A 20,468-nucleotide genomic window follows, 5' to 3' on the forward strand; every position below is an offset into this window, starting at 1 on the left:
TTCCAGATTTATTAATTTGCTCAAAAGAGCGAATTAAACCAAATTTGCTTGGTGACAATAGCGTTTTGGACCCACCTGACCCCATGCCGAACTCAGTAGTGAAACGAAACAGCGCCGATGATAGTGTGGCATTTGCCATGTGAAAGTAGGACATCGCCAGGCTCCAAATAAGAGAAAGCCCGATTCGAAAGAGTCGGGCTTTTTTGCGTCTGGGAGCTGTCAGCTTTCAGCCAGGTAGGTTGGGTAGAGCGCAGCGAAACCCAACGAGTTAGCGAGTTGCAAGTTAGCAAGGGTAAAGTTGAACTGTGGTGTTGTTTAGTACAGAGTCACCCTCAGCAACAACCCCGTAGGAGATGTATGGACTCCTCCCCCAAACAGGGTGAGTACGGTATAAAGAGATTGGACAATTACTTTTACCAATAAGGAATCCATACATGTCAAAATTTAACCTAATTAGTATCGACTTGGCAAAAAATGTTTTTCAAGTCGGTAAGTTTCTTCATCAAAACCTACAAAGTAATAAAGCGGTGAGCAGGAAAGAGCTACTGTCGATACTCACCACCTCTCCTCGTTGTAAAGTTGTTATGGAATCGTGTGGCGGTGCTCATTATTGGGCACGCAAAGCGCGTAGTGTTGGTCATGAAGTCGTGATTCTAGACCCTCGATTTGTCAAAGCATTCAGAGTTGGCCAGAAAACGGATGCAAATGATGTAATTGCAATAGCTGCCGCTTCTTTCTCGCCTAATGTTCGCCCGTGTAAATCACTGACACAAGCACAGCAAAGCTTACAGTCAATAGAGCGAATGCGCGCCTTAGCTGAAAAGCAGAAACGACAGCTGGCTAATCAAATCAGAGGCTTATTACTTGAATTTGGGATTGTAATCAAGCAATCAGAATGCGCGTTTAGGCAAGCTATTCCTGAGATTTTAGAAGATAGCGATAATGGGTTAACCGCTGGTTTAAGGCAGTGTCTAGCTCAGTGCTATGAATTATTTAAAGCGCAATCAACATTAAAAGAAACATTAAATGAGTTACTGACAGGTTTGGTAAAACAAGATGAGCAATGTGAACGCTTACTGGCACTTGAGGGTGTCGGGCCTATCACAGCGGTTGGTTTATTAATAAGCTTAAGTGACACAACCCATTTTACGAGCGGACGCAATGCGGCAGCCAATGTTGGTGTCACCCCTCGCCAACACTCAAGTGGTGGAAAAGTGCGAATAGGTCATATAGCCAAATACCGTGGCGAGATAACATTACGCAGCCACTTGTTTCTGGGAGCCAGAGCGGTCATCAGTCAGCTAAAGCATCGAGAGCCAAAAACGAAAAAAGAACAATGGCTCAAAGCATTAGTTGAAAGACGAGGTGTGAAGTGTGCCGCCATTGCATTAGCAAATAAAACAGTTAGGACAGCGTATGCCATGCTGAAAAAGGGCACGAGTTATGAACCCAGTTTACTAGCCAATTAATATTTAGCCTTCAATAACAGAAACAACAGTATTGACCAAGAACCTGCGTTAAGCGGTTAGACCCACCCTTGATAGCCTGTAAAGTGCCTGGCGTGTTAAAACACCGAGTAGGAGAAGAGGCACAAGGGCGCGAATACATCAAAGGGCCGAGGTAGCTCCTCATTATGAGCCCGCATATAAGCACGCAGTCTGACAAAATTAACGAAGGGTATTGTGCAATAGGAGGAGTCCATATAAGGCACTTCAGTGCCGAATTCAGACCAGAACAAACACATTCATGGCTAAAGCCATTCCTACGAGTACATTTTGCCTAGAGCCTCCGGCAGAGGAAGACGCTGCACATTACAACCCCACCGCGCGGCTGAACGCTGACGGCTTAAAGCTGATAGCTCGGTGTCACTCACACTGCTGTATTTCTTTCACATCGCCGCGGCCATCGCTTAGGTAGCATTGTTCTAGCAACGAGCAGTAGCAGATCTCTGTTTTGATATTAAAGCGTTGGTCATTTACTTTGTCCCATTGAGTTTCATTAAATCCCGTTTGCTTGAAACCAAAAAGTTTAAGTTTGCTGCCAGATGCCAGCAACCGGTTATCACTAGCACTCGTCATAATCCAGCCAAATGCTTCGAAAATATTTATATCGGGAGAATTATCTTGCAGAGTTTGTAGCTGTGTTTCATATGCTTGTGTATCAAAACAGCATGCAGAAATTACTTTATAGATATCTAAATATGATTGGTCGTTATAATGATACTTCACATACTTTACTATCGCAGGTCCTGAGCCTGAATTAGTGAGTACAAAGGTGATTTCAGATTGATTTTTTTCTTCATTAAAATTCCCCGTCATCACTTCGAGCCATGGCCAGGTTGCGGCTTTTACTTGTCGTTCTGCGGCGTTGGCTTGCAAGTAAGTGGCATAAAAGGAGGCTGCGGAGATAATAATGGCACAGAGTGCGAGAAATAGGTTTAGCCGCTCGTTGGTAAACCATGCCTTGCGCTGGTTGCTGGCTGGTTGAGTGTTTTGCTGGGTGGTCTTTGTTTGCTCTTCAACATTAGTGTCTAGCTCTGATTTAACGGTTGAACAGCTTGCGTCCTGTTGCTGATTATCCATAATTTTTAGTTGTTGTTTTTATAGACTAACAAAGATACAACTTTAATTGGATAGATAAAAGAGACAGGGAGTAAAACTCCCTGATTTGATATTAACTATTTGAGATAAACACGGTGAGCTTTTCACCCACTCTTAAGCTATCTCTTGAAAGGTTATTCCATTGTTTGAGTTTAGTGATACTGACTTTGTATTGCTTTGCAATCTTCCAAAGGCTGTCGCCAGATTTCACCTTATACTCGATTTGTTGATCAGCCAATTGCGGCAATATCAGTTTTTGACCAATACGAATGGTGTTTGTTTTTAGGTTATTGAAGGTTTTCAGCTGGCTAACTGTTACTTTATAGTTCTTTGCAATCACACTTAAGCTATCACCGCGTTTAACTGTGTAATGTTGCCACTGGCTATAATCATTGCTTTTTTGGTTAGCTAATAGAGTTTGATAACTTGCTTGCTGATCTTTTGGGACCACAATATGTGGCGCATCAATCACTGCTGGGTATCGGATAACGCCATGGTTCAGCTCTTCTAGCTCTTGCCATTTCGCTTTGTCTGCCAAGATCACGGCACCAGTTACTGGTAAGGTCGCAATAGCCTGCTCATTCTTAATGGCAGGGAATATCATTTTTTGGTGCTTTAATAATTGTGCTGCGGCTAGTAACTTAGGCACGTATTGTTTGGTTTGCGATGGTAGCTTTAAGCTAAAGAAGTCCGTCGACTTTCCTTGTTTTTTGTTACGAGCAATTGCCTGTAATACACGCCCTTCACCAATATTGTAGGCAGCAATAGCGTGATACCAATCGCCATCAAAGCGTTTATAAAGGTATTCCATAAAATCCAAAGCTGCGCGGGTGCTGTCGATCACATCTTGGCGACCATCATACCAAGGGGTAATTTTTACTTTGAAGTATTTGGCGATTGACGGGGTGAGTTGCCATAAACCCGATGCATGTTTGTGCGAATAGGCACTGGCATCAAAATCGCTCTCTATAAGCGGCATTAGAGCGAGTTCTATTGGTAAGTCACGGTTTTCTACTTCTGTGACGATATGATACAAATACGGCGCTGCACGGCGGCTTATTTCTTCCATGTAATTTGGATGAGTAAGGTACCAAGCAATGCGCTTTTGCACATCTGGATGACTTGAATCGCTAAACTGCAGTTGAATGCGAATACGCTGCCATACGTCATCTAGTTCACTTGGTTTGAGCGGTGTCACCGCGTCTACTTGTGCTGTTTTAGCTTCAGCAACCACAGTACCTGGATTGGCTTTGATGGTAGGCTTCTTTTCGGGAAGTGACTCAGGGGCAGTCTGACAGCCTGTTACAATAAGAGAAACAACAACAAGGCCTAAAAATCGATTTAAAAACACGTATTAAAATACTCCGTTAACTTAGGTGCGGGTAAACTAAAGCGCCTAAGCTTAACATAGGGTGAGCTAAAAATGACCATTAGATTAACAGCTCGCTAACTTACTCACCCAATTGAATTTAAAACGAAATACTAACTTGTAACCCAGCATAACCATGGTTTTGCGCTTCCCAATAGCGGCTGTCTATTTCTCGGGCTCTGGCATAGATCTCTATTCTGAATGGCTTTGAGTCCACGCCCATACCTACACCAACATAGCCATCAATATTATTGTGGTCGTCATCATAGCGGTCTCTGTAGTCGTGGTCATCGCGGTCGTCGTATACAGCAAGCTCAATTAAATCTAAGCCCACTTCGCCATAGACAAAAAAGTCGCTGAAATAACCAAATTTGATGCCGCTATCTAAGGTGAGAAATGTCTCCCGATCACCTTTTTTAGTAAATACTTCTGCTGAGCCTAATGCCGTTGTAAATGCTGCGCCGAAATTACTGTAGTTATTTTTAGCCATAACTTCGATGCCGGCTGAGGTGATTGAATCAGTACTATTATGCTCTGATTTAACAAACAGGTTCATATTAGGGCTGTCATAAATACCAGCAAAGCTTGTAGCAGGAATGAAGGCAAGTGAAGAAAACAGTGCTAAGGCGAGATACTTCATATTGGTTAATCCATTAAACGTTAATGGGTACATGATACCAAATAGCGCCTTAGCAAAATGTAAGTAAGTGTTCTAACTATGTAAGTTAGCCGAACACGCAGCGAAAGCAGGCTCCTTGCTGGCGTTTGATATATACCAAATCGCCGCCATGATTGAGCATGATCTGGCGCGATAAACTTAAGCCTATTCCTGAGCCTTGTTGCTTGGTGGTAAAAAATGGCACAAAAATCATCTCAATTACATGATCGCTGATACCTGTACCATTGTCGCTGACCTCTAAATACAGTTGCTGATTAGCATTTTGTGCAATGCTTACCTCAATGCACTTTGCTGACTTTGAAGTATTTAACTGCTTAAGGACATCAAGGGCATTGGTAAGCAGGTTTATTATTACTTGTTCAACTTGGCCTCTATCTATCATTACTAACTGTTGGCTTTGCACCGATAAATTCAACGTAATATTAAGTTGCTTAGCTTGTTGTGAGTGCAGAGCGACAACTTGCTTGGCAAGATCTGCCAGAATATGTGGCTGTAAGTGTGGGGCGGGTAAGCTACTAACCTTTTTAAATTGCGCTATAAATTCCCCTAAATGCTCGGTTCGTGATGCGAGTGTTGTTAGGGCGAGTTGTAAGTCTTGTTTATCTTCCTGATCATCAAAACTAAGCTCATTTGGCAGCAGTGCCGTACAAGTTTGTGCTAAAGAAGAGAGTGGCGTAATCGAATTAGCAATTTCATGGGTTAGTACTTTGGTGAGGCGCTTATAAGCTTGTTGCTCTTTTAATTGCAGCTGATCATGAATCGATTGCAAACTGATCACTTTACGAACTTTACCTTGGATTTCGGCAATACTGATTTGCACAGATAGGGTATCGTGCTGCTCACCATTTTGCCATGGCACGGTATTACGGCTATTTTGTTTTGCGTCTTTGACTAGGTTTGCTATTACACCTAGATCATCGATGTGCTTTACAGCTTGTCCAAGTAAACGGCTGACCGCCGGATTGCTTTCAATAATAGTGCCTTGTTCGTCACATACTAATACTGCTAAATCGATATGAATTAATAGTGCTTGTAAGAACTGGGCTTGTTGCTCTGCATTAAAACGCGCAGCCTGAATTTGCTGTTTAACCTGCTCAAATTGCTGCTGCATAGGGTGTTGGTCGCCAAAGCCTAATGTGCTGTCTCCATTCGCTAAAGCGCGAAACACCATATCTGCACGTCTTGTTTGGCGTTTAAATAAATTAAAAATTTGCGCAGCACATACCAAATTTAAAATAACTAAAAGTGCCGAAATTGCAGAAAACCCGCTTTGCTCTACTTGCCAAAACAAAGCAATTGATAAACCAATTAGCGCAGCTAATAGGCCGGCTAAGCTAATAAAATTTCGCATAGATTAAAGTCCGTATTTTTCTAAACGACGATACATGGCTCCGCGTGTTAGGCCGAGCGCTTTTGCTGCATGACTCACGTTCCCTTGAAAATGCTTTAAAGCTGCACGAACGGTTCTCTGCTCGATGATTTCGAGATCAAAAGTGTCGTAGTCAGTGGCGTTTGAAGAGAGCTCACTTGTACTAACAGCAGCATTTGGTGAGCTTATCACTGAGCTTATATCGAGCTCTGAGCCTTCTGAGAGGATGACTGCTCGCTCAATTGCATGGGCAAGTTCACGGACATTGCCTGGCCAATGATACTGACTTAAACGTGTCATATCAGATGCCGCAATCGAGAGCTCACGTTTGTATTTATGTGCAAAGTGCTGCAAGTAGTAGTTACACAGTAATGGAATGTCTTCACTGCGCTCACGCAGAGCTGGCAAACGGATCTCTACGGTGTTAACACGGTACAGTAAGTCTTGCCTAAACTTGCCTTCAGTAACTGCTTGTTCGAGGTTTTCATTCGTTGCACAGATCAAACGAATATCAATATCGATAACTTTTGAACCACCAACCGGTGTTATTTGCCTGTTTTGTAGTGCTGCGAGCAGTTTAACTTGTTGGTTAAGCGGTAAATTACCTAGCTCGTCTAAAAATAAACTCCCACCATGAGCAAGCTCAAATCGGCCGATGCGATCTTCCTTCGCGCCAGTAAACGCCCCTTTTTTATGGCCAAATAGTTCGCTTTCAAACAGGCTTTCGGCCAGTGAGCCCATATCTAGACTAATGAAAGGCTGGTTTTGGCGCTGGCTTGCATTGTGGATTGCATGGGCAGTGAGTTCTTTACCTGTGCCACTTTCGCCACTAATCAATATGTTGGCATCTGTGTTGGCTGCTTTGTCGATAACCGAAAAAACCTGCTGCATGGCATCACTTTGGCCTAAAAACTCAAATGGTTGATTGCCGATTGACTGCTGCAAGGCCTGCTTTTGTTTTGTGAGCTTACCAACTTGCTGCTTGTCTTTAGCGTGTGAAAATGCCGCTGCAACAGCACCGAGTAATTGCTCATTTTGCCAAGGTTTGGCAATAAAGTCAGAGGCACCGGCCTTAATTGCTTCGACAGCTAGCTGTATATCGCTGTAGGCCGTCATAAGCAGTACCGCAATATTAGCGTCTTGGCTCATGATCTTTTTTAGCCAGTAGAATCCTTCTTTGCCACTAATTGAGTCTTGCGTGAAGTTCATATCGAGTAACACAACATCTATGGCCTGATCCGCCTCATGCTGTGCGTTAATGATAGCTTCGATATCAAAGGGGTTATCTGTGGTTTTTACAACCTGATAATGCTGCTTTAAAAGTAATCGTGCGGCGATAAGTACGTCGGGGTTATCATCGACAATAAGAATTGATCCTGCTTGTTTCATAGCTATTTATTATTATTCCTTTATGGGAACACTAAGACTAATTGAAAATAGTAACAGTGTCCATTTATGGACGATATATGGGTTTTGAAGTGTTCTATAAGCGGACACTTGATTATATGCCTGTTTATTTGTTTTTATATAAGTTATTGTAATTTAATAAAAATAAAAGTTGGCACAAGAGTTGTTTTATCTATAGGTAATTAGCACCTAGATAACTTAAAGGCGTCAACATGGATAAGAAAATTACACGCTCAAATAACAAAGCATTTTTTAAGAAATCAATCATTGCAGCTGCATGCTTAGCTGTTGCGGCTGCAGCTTATGGTTTCACGCAAACTGAGCAAACAGGTCGTAGTCAGCAAGTAACCGCGACAAGCTTAACGATTAGCACAGTACAACAAGGTGAATTTGTTGATGCTTTAAGTCTTCGTGGTCAGGTTATGCCTCGCACTACTATTTACCTCGACACCATTGCCGGAGGCCAAGTTGAAGAGCGACTTGTTGAGCAGGGTGAATTTGTTAAAAAAGGCCAACCACTTGTGCGTTTAAGCAATACCAATTTGCAGCTTGATGTAATGAGCCGTGAAGCACAGGTGACTGAGCAGCTTAACTTTTTACGTAACACGCAAATGAATATGGAAACCAGCCGTTTAAACTTACGCCGTGATTTGCTTGAAATCGATCTTAAAATTACGCATTTATCGCGTCGCTTAAAACAGACTCAGCCGCTAGTGAAAACAGGTGTGTTAGCTCAAGAGCAATTATCTGAAATTCAAGAAGACTTAGCGTATTACAAAGCGCGTAAAGAACTAACCCTTGAGCGCCAAAAGCAAGAAAACAGCATTCGTGAAGTTCAGGTAGCCCAGCTAAAAGACAGTACCGACATGTTAGAGAAAAACCTACAGTTTGCGCGTAAGAACCTTGAAAACTTACTCGTAACAGCACCTGCCGATGGTTATTTAAGTGAGCTTGATGTGGAAATTGGTGAATCAAAAGGCCGTGGTGCTCGCCTAGGGCAGATTGATATTCCTAATGAATACAAGCTAGTTGTGCGACTAGATGAGTTTTACCTAAGCCAAGTTCAAACAGGTATGCAAGTGCTTATTGAACATGAACAAGGCGAAATTGCGGCGACGGTTAGCAAAATTGATAGTCGTGTTCAGCAATCACAGTTTCAGGTTGAAGTCGATTTACCCAATGGCACGAGCAATATAAAACGTGGGCAAAGCCTTGATGTACAGCTGATGCTAGGTGATAGCAAAGGCACTGCCTTATTACTTGAACGCGGCGCATTTTTTACCAGCTCAGGAGGTAACTGGGTTTATGTCATGGAAAAAGATGGCAATCGTGCAGTACGAAAAGACATTCGTCTTGGCAAAAAGAATCAAAACTATTATGAAGTGTTAAGTGGCCTAAGCGCCGGAGATCGCGTGATCACCTCTAGCTACAGCAACTTTGATAAAGCACAACAACTACAATTTTAAGGATAAAAATAATGATTAAATTAACTAACTTATCACGCGTGTTCCGTACTCAAGATGTTGAAACAACAGCGCTTAACAACATTAACTTACATGTAAACGAAGGCGAGTTTCTTGCCATTATGGGGCCATCTGGCTGTGGTAAATCAACATTACTCTCTATTTTAGGTATGTTGGATTCGCCATCGGCAGGCAGTTTTGAGTTTTTAGGTGAAGACATCGCAGGGTTTGGTGAAAAACAATTAGCGGCACTTAGAAAAGCGTCGATTGGTTTTGTTTTCCAAAGCTTTAACTTAATTGATGAATTAACAGTATTTGAAAACGTTGAGCTGCCATTACAGTATCAAAATATCTCAAAAAGTGAACGTAAACAGCGAGTAGAAGAAATTTTAAAACGTGTTGCAATCGACCATAGAGCAGATCACTTACCGCAACAGCTATCGGGCGGTCAGCAGCAACGTGTAGCGGTAGCCCGAGCTCTTGTGATTAATCCAAAACTTATCTTAGCGGATGAGCCTACGGGTAACCTTGATTCAAAAAATGGTGATGAAGTCATGGCGATGCTGCGTGAGCTAAATCGCGAAGGTACCACGGTAATTGTGGTTACTCACTCAGAAAAAGAAGGCAATTATGCTGACCGTTTAGTGCGCTTACTTGATGGCCAAGTGATGGTTGATAAAGCTAACCGTGTTCAACAAACAGCAGAGGTGGCATAACATGATTTTAAGTTATTTGATCACGGCGCTGCGTGCGTTTAAAAACCAAAAACAGCACTTTATTTTAAATGTTCTGGGTTTGAGTGTGGGCTTAGCTGCGGCAATTTTAGTTGCTTTGTTTGCAAAAAATGAGCTTTCGTACGATAGCCAACAGCCTCATGCTGAGCGTGTTTATCGCGTTGGCCAGGACTTCTCAAAACTTGGTTTAGCTGTGGTGCCTATTTTTAATTATGTGCAGTCAAAGCAGGCTGAAGATTACAGCCAAGTTGAAGAAGTGTTCGGATTAACTATGGTCGAGTTGACTCGTGAAGCCATGGTTGATGTGAGTTACCGCAACCAAGGCTATAAGTTAAATGCCTTATATGGTGCTACAGCAAATATTGAAAACTTTATTGCTCTGAAAACGCTGGCGGGTGACTTAACAACAGCAATGAGTACACCAGACAGCCTCGCTTTAAGTGAATCAGAAGCACTGCGCATTTTTGATCGCACCGATGTGATTGGCGAAACACTAACGCATGAACAAGGACAGTACACGGTGCGTGCCGTGTTTGCGGACTTAAAAGACAACACTCACTTTGCCTTTAAAAACCTTGTTTATGTTAAGCATGATCCAAGCAAAATAGACATCAACAGTAGTTATGTTTATATGCGTGTAGCAGAGGGCACCGATACCGATGCATTAGCTAAAACCTTAACTGAGCGCTTTTTTAGCAACTCGATGCTGGAGCAAGTTAGTTTAGAGCTGCATCCATTACTTGATTTGCACCTAACTGCAAAATCACCGTTTGAGATGAAAGCAGGTGGTGCTAAACAAGTGGTGATGATCTGTGTTGGTTTAAGCGTGTTACTTATTCTTATTGCAGGTTTTAACTTTATTAATATGACCGTCGCTCAATCGACGAAACGTGCAAAAGAAGTGGGTGTGCGTAAAGCGCTTGGCGCAAGTAAAGGCCAGTTAGTAACGCAGTTTTTATCTGAATCTGTGTTGGTATCAATACTTTCAATGGTGATTGCTTGTGCTTTAGTGGAGCTACTTTTACCAAGCTTTAATCAACTAGTAGATCGCGAATTGGTCGTGAATTATGCCTCTGAATTTGGCATTGCAATTATTGTGGTCGCAATTGCTGTGGGCATATTAGCTGGGCTTTATCCTGCATTCTTTATTTCGTCATTCAGTGCAAAACGCGTTTTAAGTGGAGACTTACAACGAGGTAATACTGCAATATGGGTTCGTAAGAGCTTACTAACCTTACAGGCTTCACTAGCAATAGGTTTAATCATTGCCTCTATTACCTTGTTAAAGCAATTAACTTACTTACAAAGCTTACCTTTAGGCTATGAAACAACACAAAGATTGGTTATTTCAGAGCTACCTGTAGGCGAAGTATTCACAAAAGAAAAAAATGCCTTAGTTAACCGTATTAGTGCAATTCAAGGCGTACAGCAAACAACAGTTATTGATACCCGTTTAACCGTTTCAATCAATAATACACTTATGCCAACGTGGCCAAATGGTGAAGCGTCTGGCAGCTTAACGCCTGTTGTTGGCGCAAGCTACGATGTTGTAAAAACACTAGGATTAAAACTGGTTGCTGGTCGTGACTTTAGTCGTGAATTTGCTGGTGATTGGGCAAGCCGTGCAAATGGAGTTACAAGTACGGGTACTATTGTGACTGAATCTGTCGCAAGGCAAGCGGGTTACACTAAAATGAGTGACATTATTGGTAAGGTAATTAAAGACTCGGGTCGCGGCGTAGATATGCGTGTTGTGGGTGTGGTTGAAGATGTAAAAGTAGGTAATGCTAAAGATGCCAACTCAAATATTATGTTCTTATGTGGCTTTAACTTTTTATCACCTGTATCAGAATTAATTTTAACGATTGATCAGCAAAACTTGCCTTACATTAAAGCTCAGATCGCTGAAGTATTAGCAAGCTCAGCCAATATCTATGAGCCAAAAATTAACTTACTCGCAGACAACTACAAAACCCTGTTAAAAGGTGATGAGCGAATTTCGAATGTCGTTTTAATTTTTACCGGTCTTGCTGTGTTCTTAACTTGTTTAGGTACCTTTGGTTTGGCTTCGTTTGCAACAGTGCGTCGTCAAAAAGAAGTGGCCGTTCGAAAAGTGCTAGGTGCATCACGCATCAGTATCGTAAATATCATTGCTAAAGAGTTCTTAGTGCTGGTGGCGGTAAGTATTGCTATTGCGTATCCAGTGACTTACTTGTTAGTTGATGATTGGTTAGCAAACTTTAATGACCGCATTGAACAAGCTGTATGGGTGTATTTAGTTGCCGCCGTTGCTGTAGCCACTATTACCTGGGTTACCGTTGCAAGTTTAGCCTTTAAGGCCGCAAGCACCAGACCATCGCTTATCTTACGATATGAATAACAGTTAACTAACTCCCAACTATAAGCCCAGCAATACAGCTGGGCTTTTTATTTTTTAAATGAGTCGCCATAAATGACGACCTACGGTAGGACGTGCTTTAGCGTAAATATAGGGTTAAATGTCTTTGACCTTCACCGCGGGGTTACCTGCTACTAGGGTATTTGCCGCGACATCTTTGGTAACTATTGCCCCTGCGCCAATCACGGCATTATCAGCAACTTTAATACCCGCAAGTATAATAGCGCCTGCACCAATCCATACATTGTTGCCAATGCTAATCGGCGCTGCAAAATTAGCTTTTGCTAAACGCTCGGTTGGGTTTACAGCATGCGATACCGCGAGTATTTGCACATTAGGGCCTATTAAGCAGTCATCGCCTATCGTAATTTGCGCATCAGATAGCGGTGCATCGAGCATAGTACAGTTAATATTTATGAAGGTTCGATCACCTATTTTAATACCACTGCCATAATCACAATGAAAACCCGCTTCTATAACAACCTGCTCTCCACAGTGAGCAAACATGCCTTTTAGTCGTTTTAAATTGCCTTTACTCGGGCTTTTTGCAAATAAACGGCAAATTTCATGGGCATTTTTTCGTTGTTCGAGTAAGGACTTATCGAGGCTATTAAACTCTTTCATGGGGCATATTCATGGTTATATTTGCCAATAGCTTAGCGTGTTGGTGATGAAGATCAAAATTAAAGCTGTGTAGGTTAACGAGTATTCACTTGCCATTTATATTGTTTCGTTTAAAATTCCACAACTTTCGAAACGAAACTTATGTGATTCACTTTATGACAAAACGAAACACTCAACAACGTCGCCATACAATCTTAAGCCAAGTGAATGAACTTGGTGAAGTTGCTGTTGAAGCGTTAGCAGAGCAGTTTCAAACTTCTGAAGTGACGATACGTAAAGATCTGACAGCCCTTGAAAAAAGTGGCTTGTTGCTACGCCGTTATGGTGGTGCCATTGCATTGCCGCAAGAAATCGTTGCAAATAGCAACGAGAAAAGCGACTCGCTTCGCAAAATGGCAATCGCACAGGCGGCTGCAAAGCTTATTAAAGACCATAACCGCATCATCATTGATAGCGGTCGCACTACAGCGGCGATGATCCCTGAGCTTGCTAGTAAGCGCGGTTTAGTGGTGATGACAAATGCTATTAATGTCGCTAACCGGCTGCTTTCATTAGAAAATGAGCCAACACTTTTGATGACCGGCGGAACTTGGGATCCACATTCAGAATCGTTTCAGGGCCAAGTTGCGGAGAATGTTCTACGCTCTTACGACTTTGACCAACTGTTTATTGGTGCCGATGGCATTGATATTGATAGAGGCACTACAACCTTCAATGAATTAGTGGGGCTTAGCCAAGTGATGGCTGAAGCTGCCCGAGAGGTAGTGGTGCTGGTTGAGTCAGAAAAAATTGGCCGAAGAATACCGAATTTAGAACTGCCTTGGCAGCGTGTTACCACTGTTATCACAGACAACAACCTAAGCGCAGATAAGCGCGAGGCGATAACAGCATGTGGTGTACAGCTGATCTGTGCAGAAATTGAATAACCCGTAATAAGACCGACAACACCTTATTACGCATCATTTATGACAACACATACCGCCCAAAGTAGAACGCTTTGGCATGTGCAAAAGGAGAACCTATGTGTGGAATCGTTGGGGCTATTGCAGAACGCCCAGTAAATAAAATTCTTGTTGAAGGCCTTAAACGCCTTGAATACCGTGGCTATGACTCAGCTGGTGTGGCTTTACTTAAAGGTACTGAGCTTAACACTGTAAAAGCAGTGGGTAAGGTTGCTAACCTTGAAGCGGCACTTAACGATGCAGCAGTTAATGGTACTACTGGTATCGCGCATACGCGCTGGGCAACTCACGGTGGCGTAACTGAAGCGAATGCTCACCCACATGTTTCGAATAGCGAAATTGCCCTTGTTCATAACGGTATTATCGAAAATCATGCCAGCCTACGTGATGCGCTTAGAGGCGACGGTTATGAGTTTTTATCAGAAACAGACACTGAAGTTATGGTGCACCTTATTCACCAACTTCGCCAACAACACGATACGCTTTTAGCTGCAGTACAGGCTGCTGTGAAGCAGTTTGAAGGTGCATTTGGTACGGTTGTTTTTGATAAAGCGAACGACAACGAAATCATCGTAGCGCGCTCAGGTAGCCCACTGGTGATTGGTTTAGGTCTTGGCGAAAACTTTATTGCCTCTGACCAACTTGCTCTATTACCTGTTACACGTACGTTTATTTACCTTGAAGAAGGTGATGTTGCTCGTATTACCCGTGACAGTGTAGAAATCTTTGATGCAAATGGTGATGCAGTTGAACGCGAAGTGATTGAATCAAACATTACGCAAGATGCATCAGGTAAAGGCGAATATCGTCACTACATGCTGAAAGAAATTTACGAGCAGCCGCTTGCTGTACGTAACACCCTTAATGGCCGTTTAGTTAATGACACTGTAGCGATTGATGCCTTTGGCGACAGCGCTCAGCAAATCTTTAAAGACGTAAAACACGTGCAAATTATTGCCTGTGGTACTTCATACCACTCAGGTATGGTTGCTCGTTACTGGCTTGAACAATTTGCTGGCGTGAGCTGTAATGTTGAGATTGCTTCTGAGTTCCGTTACCGCGAATCATTTGTACATGAAAACAGCTTACTTGTGACCATTTCACAGTCTGGTGAAACAGCCGATACGCTTGCTGCACTTCGTCTAGCAAAACAGCAAGGTTACATGGCGTCAATGACCATTTGTAACGTACCGGGTTCATCGTTAGTACGTGAATCTGATTTAGCCTTTATGACTAAAGCCGGTGCTGAAATTGGTGTTGCATCAACTAAAGCCTTCACCACACAGCTTGTTGGCTTATTAATGCTAACGGCATCTATTGCCCAAGAAAAAGGCCTAGATCAGAGTGCGATTGTGAATGCAATTAAAACACTTCCTAACAAGTTAGAAGAAGCATTATTGCTTGCAGAAGGGATTGAAGATTTAGCTGAAGAGTTTGCTGACAAGCACCACTCATTGTTCTTAGGTCGTGGTTCACAATACCCAATCGCGATGGAAGGTGCGCTTAAGCTGAAAGAAATTTCATACATTCATGCCGAAGCATATGCAGCGGGTGAGCTTAAGCATGGCCCTCTTGCGTTGATTGATGCCGACATGCCAATCATTGTTGTGGCACCAAACAATGAGCTACTTGAAAAGCTTAAATCAAACGTAGAAGAAGTACGTGCCCGTGGCGGTATTATCTATGTATTCGCAGACAAAGACTCAGCGTTTGAATCTGACGAAACAATGCGTGTAATCAACGTAAACCATGTAGATGACGTGATTGCTCCAGTTGTATATACAATACCGTTACAGCTGCTTTCATACTATGTTGCGGTTATTAAAGGCACCGACGTAGACCAACCTCGAAACCTAGCAAAATCGGTAACGGTTGAGTAAGTTAAGAGTTTTATTTTTATTAAGGCGCAATATGCGCCTTTTTTTGTACTTGCAATTCTGTTAGCTTAAAAAATTACCAATATTTCTTAAGGATAAGTCGTGCGACTATTTAAGTTACTCTGTATTAGTGGTTTTTTACTCTGTACTAGTCATGTAATGGCTCAACCAGCTGCAGATGATGCGGTTACACATTACAGCCAGCATACGCATACTATCGAATCAAGTAATCTTAGTGAGCAACGCACTGTCGTTGTGCAATTACCTAAAAGCTATCAAACACATCCAAACAAAAAGTATCCCGTTATTTATCGTTTGGATGGGGCTGGTAATTTACCATTGATTAATGCCGTGCTAGAGCGCTTACAACAAAATGATCAAGCGCCAGAGGTGATTGTAGTTGCGATTGAAAGCACTAATCGACTTAGAGATTTTTATCCGACAGTGAACAAAGAACCACAAGGGCCTGTTGGTGAAGGCGGTGGTGCAGCAAAGTTTTTAGCTTTCGTAGAGCAAGAACTGATGCCTTTGGTTAATAAACAGTATCGTACCCATGATTATAGAGTTATTGCAGGAGCCTCAGCTGCGGGTGTATTTGCTCTTTATGCTATGCAGGCTGACCCTGAGTTATTTCAAGCGCACATTGCTTATAGCCCTGCGGTATGGTGGAACTATGGCGCCCCGGCTAAAAGTCTAAATACCTTTGTTACTAAAGCCAAAAGCATTAACAGCTATGTATATATGAATATCGGCGAAGAAGCCGGCATTATGCGCGAAAGATACGATGATATGCAGCAAACAGTGCAAAATAGTAAGGTGCAAAATTTGCGCTTTAAGAGCGATGCCTTTGCAGGTGTTTCGCATAACCTAACCTCAGCTGCTGGGGCATTTAATGCGTACCATGGCTTATTTTTATCTAAACATATGCCTTTGAGTGCACTAGGCGATGATGTTTCATCAATTGATGCTTATTATCAACGTTTATCTCAGCAATGGGGCGAGCAAATAGCGCCACCAGACCGCGCTGTTAGGCTGCTGGGTTACAGTTTAACGGATAACCAGCAATTTGAGCGGGCTATTGAGGTGTTTAAGTACAATATTAAAAACTACCCTAAATCAGCGTATGCACTATCAGCTTTGTCATATGGCTATGAAATGCAAGGTAATACTCGCCAAGCATTAGTTCAAATCGAGGCTGCAATCGCTGTTGCCGATGACTCGTATCCCTACCCAGATTACTTAAAAGAGACAAAAACGAGGTTACAAGGGCAGCTATAGTTAAGCTGCCTTAAACAAATCAATGGTCTTGGTGATAATAGCTTAGGGTGTGTAGGGCAAGCGCAAATACATCCGCGCTGTTATCACCATTAACGTTTTTAACCACAGTCACCGCGACAGTAATGCCCGGCACAGTTTTCGCAATCACCGCAGATTGAAAGGCGGCATCAATCGCTTTTGGTAGTTCAGCTGCGCTGCTAACATGAGCTGTATCCTTTTTGAGTAACCTTGCAGTCACTCTTGTTATTATTTTTAAGGCATTTTTAGATTGCTCAAATTTTCTCTAGATGACAACCCATAGGCGCTTAATTGCACATTTTTCACGTTGTGTTAGTTTGGATAAATATTAAACTGCACCAAAAATTTAGAATAAGTGATGTGTATTAGTTTGTATATACAAGTTTGAATATTAGGCATTTAGTAAAAATAAACCCCGCATTGCTGCGGGGTTTTTTTGCTTTTTAACAACCAGTTAAGAATTAAAAGTCAGTCGGTGCTGGTGGCACGGTGAGTGGCTTTTTCGGGTTGTCTTTTAGCTCTTTTAATAGCTCTTCTACGGCACGTTCAATCGATGGATCTTTACCTTGGTAGATTAACTCTGGGCGATCAACCACCTTGATATCTGGAGTGACACCTTCGTTTTCGATGATCCAGTTGCCATCGTTATCTAAAATGCGGAATGTTGCCGCGATAACTTGGCCGCCATCTACTAGGCTTGGGTTACCTGAAATACCAATTAATCCACCCCAAGTACGGGTACCAATAAGCTTACCTAACCCTGCTTGGCGGAAGTAATAAGGAATAGCGTCACCGCCTGAACTTGAGTAACCATTGATCAGCATGGCTTTTGGACCATCATGAGCAAATTGTGGTGTTTTCGTAGGCTCAACACCGCGGCGCTTCCAGTAGTTAAGCGGTTTACGAGCAAGCCAAGTGATCATGTGCTCAGGAATAAAGCCACCGCCATTGTATCGGTCATCAATAATCATGGCGTCTTTGGTGGTTTGCGGCATGTAGTTTTTGAACATGGCGCGGTTACCTTCGTAGGCTGTATTTGGTAAGTGAACATAACCAATACGGCCATTTGATAGCTTATCAACGTAGGCTGCACGAGAGTTAACCCAGTCTAAATAACGCAAACCTTGCTCGCTGGAGACAGGCTTAACGGTAACTTGCCATGCACCTTTGCTGCGCGGCTTACTGTTAAGAACTAACTCAACTTGCTCACCTTGAGTGTTCTCTAGTAGTTCGTAGAAGTTAGCGACGTCTTTTACTGAGCGGCCATTTACGGCAATGATGTAGTCGCCGTTATGTGCTTTTACCCCTGTTGTGCCAAGTGGTGAGCGGAAGTCTTCATGCCAGTTTTCACCTTGGAAGATTTGCTCAATTTTTACGTATCCAGATGGATCGCTGGCAAGTTTTGCACCCAATAAGCCGTGCTTTTTACGCTCTGCTTTTGGCATATCACCCGACTGCACATAAATGTGGCCTGAGTTAATTTCACCTGCGATTTCACTGAGAATGTAATCTAGGTCACTACGGTGTGAGATAGCGTCAGCCATAGGTTGATACTTGGCTAAAATAGCGTCCCAATCTTGGCCGTGATGGTTTTCATCGTAGAACCAATCACGTAATGTACGCCAGCCTTCAACATACATTTGCTGCCATTCAATTTGTGGCTCAATTTTTAAGGTCATGTTACTAAGATCTAGCTTATTCGCTGCTAAGTCTTGTTTTGCTTTAGGCTCAATTAAGCTGTAATCGTTACCCGCATGTACTAACAGGTGCTCACCGTTGCTCGAAATAGTATAACTACGAACCCCTTTCGCCACGGTTTCAAGCTCGCTGTCGTGAGCTGTGCCTATCAATTGTAGGCCACCATTAGCCAGTGTTAGCACGCCACCTTTTACTGCCGTTAAACCACGATAATCTCCAGCTGGCGCATTTAAAGCGGTTACACGCTGCATAAAGTCACTGCTTTGCAGGGTATTTTTAGCTTTCTTGTCGTCATCTTTTTGTTTATCGCTGACGATCGCTGTTTCATCACTTTGTAGTGCGATAAGTGGTTTGATGCTGTCATTTACGGCTGCGGCATAAATACGCGTTGCACGATTAAACATGTAGTCAAACTCGTAGCTGCTAAAGGCTAAGTTAAAGTCGCGCTCAGAACTAAAATACAGGTATTGACCATCAGGAGAGAAAGTTGGGTTTTGCTCATTGGTCATTTCATCCGTTAAGCGAGTCACTTTCTTTTTATCAACATTGTAGTGCCACAGTGAGGCATAGCGGTTTTCATTGTTTTTCACATACACAATGTCTTCGCTATTTGGCGACCAAGTATATTGGCGAATGCCTTCTTCATCGTAGATACTGGTATCAATTTTGTGTTGTTTTCCTGACTTTGCATCTATCCACCAGAGTGTGTGGTTTTTATCTGCAAATAACAGTTTTGAGCTATCTGGTGACCAAATAGGTGTAAAACGCCAAATAGTTCCGTTGCTGGTTAGCTGCTTGGTGGCATTATTTTTACTGCGGTCTTTTAAGTAAATTTCGTATTCGCCACTTTCATCGCTCATATAAGCAATATAACGGCCGTTTGGCGACCAACTTGCGTCAATTTCGCGGCCTTTTGCTGTGTAAGATAGGTTACGTGTTGGGCCTTGTTTAACCGGTACGCTAAATAGCTCACCGCGGGCAGTAAAGAGTGCACGCTTACCATCATGAGAAATCGACATTGAGTCGATAAAGTCACTCACATTTTTTGTGTACGGCATTGCGTATTGACGAACACCAGCAATGTTAATGCTCAGCTTGCTGCTTTTTTGAGTTTTTGGATCAAAGCGATAAAGGAAACCACCATTTTCATAAACAACGGCATTTGGGCCAGCTGATGGCCACAGTACGTCAAAGTCTTTATGGTTGGTTAGTTTTTTCGGCTCAGCGCCTTTTTGGTATTGATACAGGTTAAGGGTGTAATCACGGTCAGATACAAAGTAAATGTTGTCGCCAACCCAAGTCGGTTGCTGATCGGTAGCGCGGTTACTGGTTAGCTGCTCTGAGGTATTGTTTTTTAGATCGTAAACCCAGACATCTTGTGCACGACCGCCACGGGTGCGCTTCCAAGTACGAAATTCACGGTCAATTGGCGTGTAAACATATTTACTACCATCTGGCGAAAGCATGCCGCCGCCGGTTTCTGGAATAGCCAGAGGTTGCTCAAGGCCTCCGTCAGCAGGCACCATGTATGGACGACCCATACGTTTACCCCACGGTGTGCGGTTAGCACGAAATACCACATTTTTGCCATCAGGTGTCCAATCGAGAACACGATAATCAAAACCGCCGCGTGGTGGCATTGGGCCAACATCGTTGTAGTAAGTCAGTTGTTTTAAGCCAGAACCATCGCTGTTAATGACATAAATTTGGCGGCTGCCATTGTACTCGGCTGCAAAGGCAATGCGTTTACCGTCAGGTGAAAACTTAGGGAAGGTTTCAAAGCCAATATGGTCAGTTAAGCGTTTGCTCTCGCCAGTTTGCGTATTAGCAATGTAAATATCGCCACCGTACACAAAGGTAACGTTTTGGTTATGAATATCTGGAAAGCGCAGTAAGCGCGTGTCTTTAGTTTCGTAAGCTGATGCCCAAGGTGCTAGTGTCGCAGCCATGGCCAGTGCCAACGTTGTTAGTTTTTTCATGGGATTACATCCT

15 protein-coding genes and 1 rRNA gene are annotated in these 20,468 nt (G+C 42.8%); 8 read left to right on the forward strand and 8 right to left on the reverse strand.

Translation table 11 applies throughout. The annotated features are described in order from the left end of the window. Nucleotides 1-47 precede the first annotated feature (47 nt). A 5S ribosomal RNA gene (gene rrf, locus L1272_RS17930) occupies nt 48-162 on the forward strand. Nucleotides 163-434: 272 nt separating this feature from the next. Next, a complete protein-coding gene (locus tag L1272_RS17935; protein WP_235373997.1) occupies nt 435-1,469 on the forward strand; it encodes an IS110 family transposase in 1,035 nt (344 codons plus the stop codon). A 396-nt stretch (nt 1,470-1,865) separates the two neighbouring features. On the opposite strand, the gene L1272_RS17940 is transcribed toward L1272_RS17935, so the two are convergent. From L1272_RS17940 to L1272_RS17960, 5 genes are all read right to left on the reverse strand, one after another. Further along, nucleotides 1,866-2,582, reverse strand: coding sequence for a hypothetical protein (locus L1272_RS17940; protein ID WP_235373998.1), 717 nt, complete (start codon nt 2,580-2,582; stop codon nt 1,866-1,868). A gap of 91 nt (nt 2,583-2,673) precedes the next feature. Then, nucleotides 2,674-3,951: a LysM peptidoglycan-binding domain-containing protein gene (locus tag L1272_RS17945; RefSeq protein WP_235373999.1), complete on the reverse strand. Its 1,278-nt coding sequence runs from the start codon at nt 3,949-3,951 to the stop codon at nt 2,674-2,676. A 118-nt stretch (nt 3,952-4,069) separates the two neighbouring features. Beyond that, the gene (locus L1272_RS17950; protein ID WP_138599150.1) at nt 4,070-4,609 is read right to left on the reverse strand and encodes a hypothetical protein; all 540 of its coding nucleotides are present in this window, start codon (nt 4,607-4,609) and stop codon (nt 4,070-4,072) included. 85 nt (nt 4,610-4,694) lie between these two features. After that, on the reverse strand, nt 4,695-5,999 hold the full coding sequence (locus L1272_RS17955; RefSeq protein WP_235374000.1) for a sensor histidine kinase: 1,305 nt from the start codon (nt 5,997-5,999) through the stop codon (nt 4,695-4,697). A 3-nt stretch (nt 6,000-6,002) separates the two neighbouring features. After that, the gene (locus L1272_RS17960) at nt 6,003-7,406 is read right to left on the reverse strand and encodes a sigma-54-dependent transcriptional regulator (RefSeq protein ID WP_235374001.1); all 1,404 of its coding nucleotides are present in this window, start codon (nt 7,404-7,406) and stop codon (nt 6,003-6,005) included. A 230-nt stretch (nt 7,407-7,636) separates the two neighbouring features. Between L1272_RS17960 and L1272_RS17965 the strand changes: the two genes are divergently transcribed. Genes L1272_RS17965 through L1272_RS17975 form a run of 3 tightly spaced genes read left to right on the forward strand, consistent with a single transcriptional unit; the run spans nt 7,637 to nt 12,001 of the window. Then, nucleotides 7,637-8,890 (forward strand): efflux RND transporter periplasmic adaptor subunit, encoded by a 1,254-nt coding sequence (locus L1272_RS17965; RefSeq protein ID WP_235374002.1) that lies wholly within the window; start codon nt 7,637-7,639, stop codon nt 8,888-8,890. Nucleotides 8,891-8,901: 11 nt separating this feature from the next. Next, complete coding sequence (locus tag L1272_RS17970; protein ID WP_054552246.1) at nt 8,902-9,603, forward strand: ABC transporter ATP-binding protein; 702 nt, start codon at nt 8,902-8,904, stop codon at nt 9,601-9,603. Between the two features lies 1 nt (nt 9,604). Then, on the forward strand, nt 9,605-12,001 hold the full coding sequence (locus tag L1272_RS17975; protein ID WP_235374003.1) for an ABC transporter permease: 2,397 nt from the start codon (nt 9,605-9,607) through the stop codon (nt 11,999-12,001). Nucleotides 12,002-12,115: 114 nt separating this feature from the next. On the opposite strand, the gene L1272_RS17980 is transcribed toward L1272_RS17975, so the two are convergent. Continuing rightward, nucleotides 12,116-12,643 (reverse strand): sugar O-acetyltransferase, encoded by a 528-nt coding sequence (locus L1272_RS17980; RefSeq protein ID WP_235374004.1) that lies wholly within the window; start codon nt 12,641-12,643, stop codon nt 12,116-12,118. A 155-nt stretch (nt 12,644-12,798) separates the two neighbouring features. Between L1272_RS17980 and L1272_RS17985 the strand changes: the two genes are divergently transcribed. The 3 genes from L1272_RS17985 (at nt 12,799) to L1272_RS17995 (ending at nt 16,760) form a co-directional block, all read left to right on the forward strand. Further along, on the forward strand, nt 12,799-13,569 hold the full coding sequence (locus tag L1272_RS17985) for a DeoR/GlpR family DNA-binding transcription regulator (RefSeq protein ID WP_054552250.1): 771 nt from the start codon (nt 12,799-12,801) through the stop codon (nt 13,567-13,569). A gap of 95 nt (nt 13,570-13,664) precedes the next feature. Next, nucleotides 13,665-15,485, forward strand: a complete 1,821-nt coding sequence (gene glmS, locus L1272_RS17990) for a glutamine--fructose-6-phosphate transaminase (isomerizing) (protein WP_235374005.1) — start codon at nt 13,665-13,667, stop codon at nt 15,483-15,485. 156 nt (nt 15,486-15,641) lie between these two features. Beyond that, entirely contained in the window at nt 15,642-16,760 is a 1,119-nt protein-coding gene (locus L1272_RS17995) for an alpha/beta hydrolase (RefSeq protein ID WP_235374013.1), read from the forward strand. Between the two features lie 19 nt (nt 16,761-16,779). Here L1272_RS17995 and L1272_RS18000 read toward each other — a convergent pair whose 3' ends face one another. Together L1272_RS18000 and L1272_RS18005 are read right to left on the reverse strand one after the other, a co-directional pair. Continuing rightward, nucleotides 16,780-16,998, reverse strand: coding sequence for a hypothetical protein (locus tag L1272_RS18000; RefSeq protein WP_235374006.1), 219 nt, complete (start codon nt 16,996-16,998; stop codon nt 16,780-16,782). 241 nt (nt 16,999-17,239) lie between these two features. Next, nucleotides 17,240-20,455 carry a S41 family peptidase gene (locus L1272_RS18005; protein ID WP_235374007.1) on the reverse strand — a complete coding sequence of 1,072 codons (3,216 nt, stop codon included), beginning with the start codon at nt 20,453-20,455 and terminating at the stop codon, nt 17,240-17,242. Nucleotides 20,456-20,468: the final 13 nt, after the last annotated feature.

Source organism: Pseudoalteromonas sp. PAST1 (assembly GCF_021532515.1).
Taxonomy (GTDB): Bacteria; Pseudomonadota; Gammaproteobacteria; order Enterobacterales; family Alteromonadaceae; genus Pseudoalteromonas; species Pseudoalteromonas simplex.

Excerpts from the sequence above, each read along its gene's own strand:
- L1272_RS17935 (WP_235373997.1), top strand. The coding sequence starts at position 435 with ATGTCAAAATTTAACCTAATTAGTATCGACTTGGCAAAAAATGTTTTT.
- L1272_RS17940 (WP_235373998.1), bottom strand. The coding sequence starts at position 2,582 with ATGGATAATCAGCAACAGGACGCAAGCTGTTCAACCGTTAAATCAGAG.
- L1272_RS17950 (WP_138599150.1), bottom strand. The coding sequence starts at position 4,609 with ATGAAGTATCTCGCCTTAGCACTGTTTTCTTCACTTGCCTTCATTCCT.
- L1272_RS17955 (WP_235374000.1), bottom strand. The coding sequence starts at position 5,999 with ATGCGAAATTTTATTAGCTTAGCCGGCCTATTAGCTGCGCTAATTGGT.
- L1272_RS17960 (WP_235374001.1), bottom strand. The coding sequence starts at position 7,406 with ATGAAACAAGCAGGATCAATTCTTATTGTCGATGATAACCCCGACGTA.
- L1272_RS17965 (WP_235374002.1), top strand. The coding sequence starts at position 7,637 with ATGGATAAGAAAATTACACGCTCAAATAACAAAGCATTTTTTAAGAAA.
- L1272_RS17970 (WP_054552246.1), top strand. The coding sequence starts at position 8,902 with ATGATTAAATTAACTAACTTATCACGCGTGTTCCGTACTCAAGATGTT.
- L1272_RS17975 (WP_235374003.1), top strand. The coding sequence starts at position 9,605 with ATGATTTTAAGTTATTTGATCACGGCGCTGCGTGCGTTTAAAAACCAA.
- L1272_RS17980 (WP_235374004.1), bottom strand. The coding sequence starts at position 12,643 with ATGAAAGAGTTTAATAGCCTCGATAAGTCCTTACTCGAACAACGAAAA.
- L1272_RS17985 (WP_054552250.1), top strand. The coding sequence starts at position 12,799 with ATGACAAAACGAAACACTCAACAACGTCGCCATACAATCTTAAGCCAA.
- glmS (WP_235374005.1), top strand. The coding sequence starts at position 13,665 with ATGTGTGGAATCGTTGGGGCTATTGCAGAACGCCCAGTAAATAAAATT.
- L1272_RS17995 (WP_235374013.1), top strand. The coding sequence starts at position 15,642 with ATGGCTCAACCAGCTGCAGATGATGCGGTTACACATTACAGCCAGCAT.
- L1272_RS18005 (WP_235374007.1), bottom strand. The coding sequence starts at position 20,455 with ATGAAAAAACTAACAACGTTGGCACTGGCCATGGCTGCGACACTAGCA.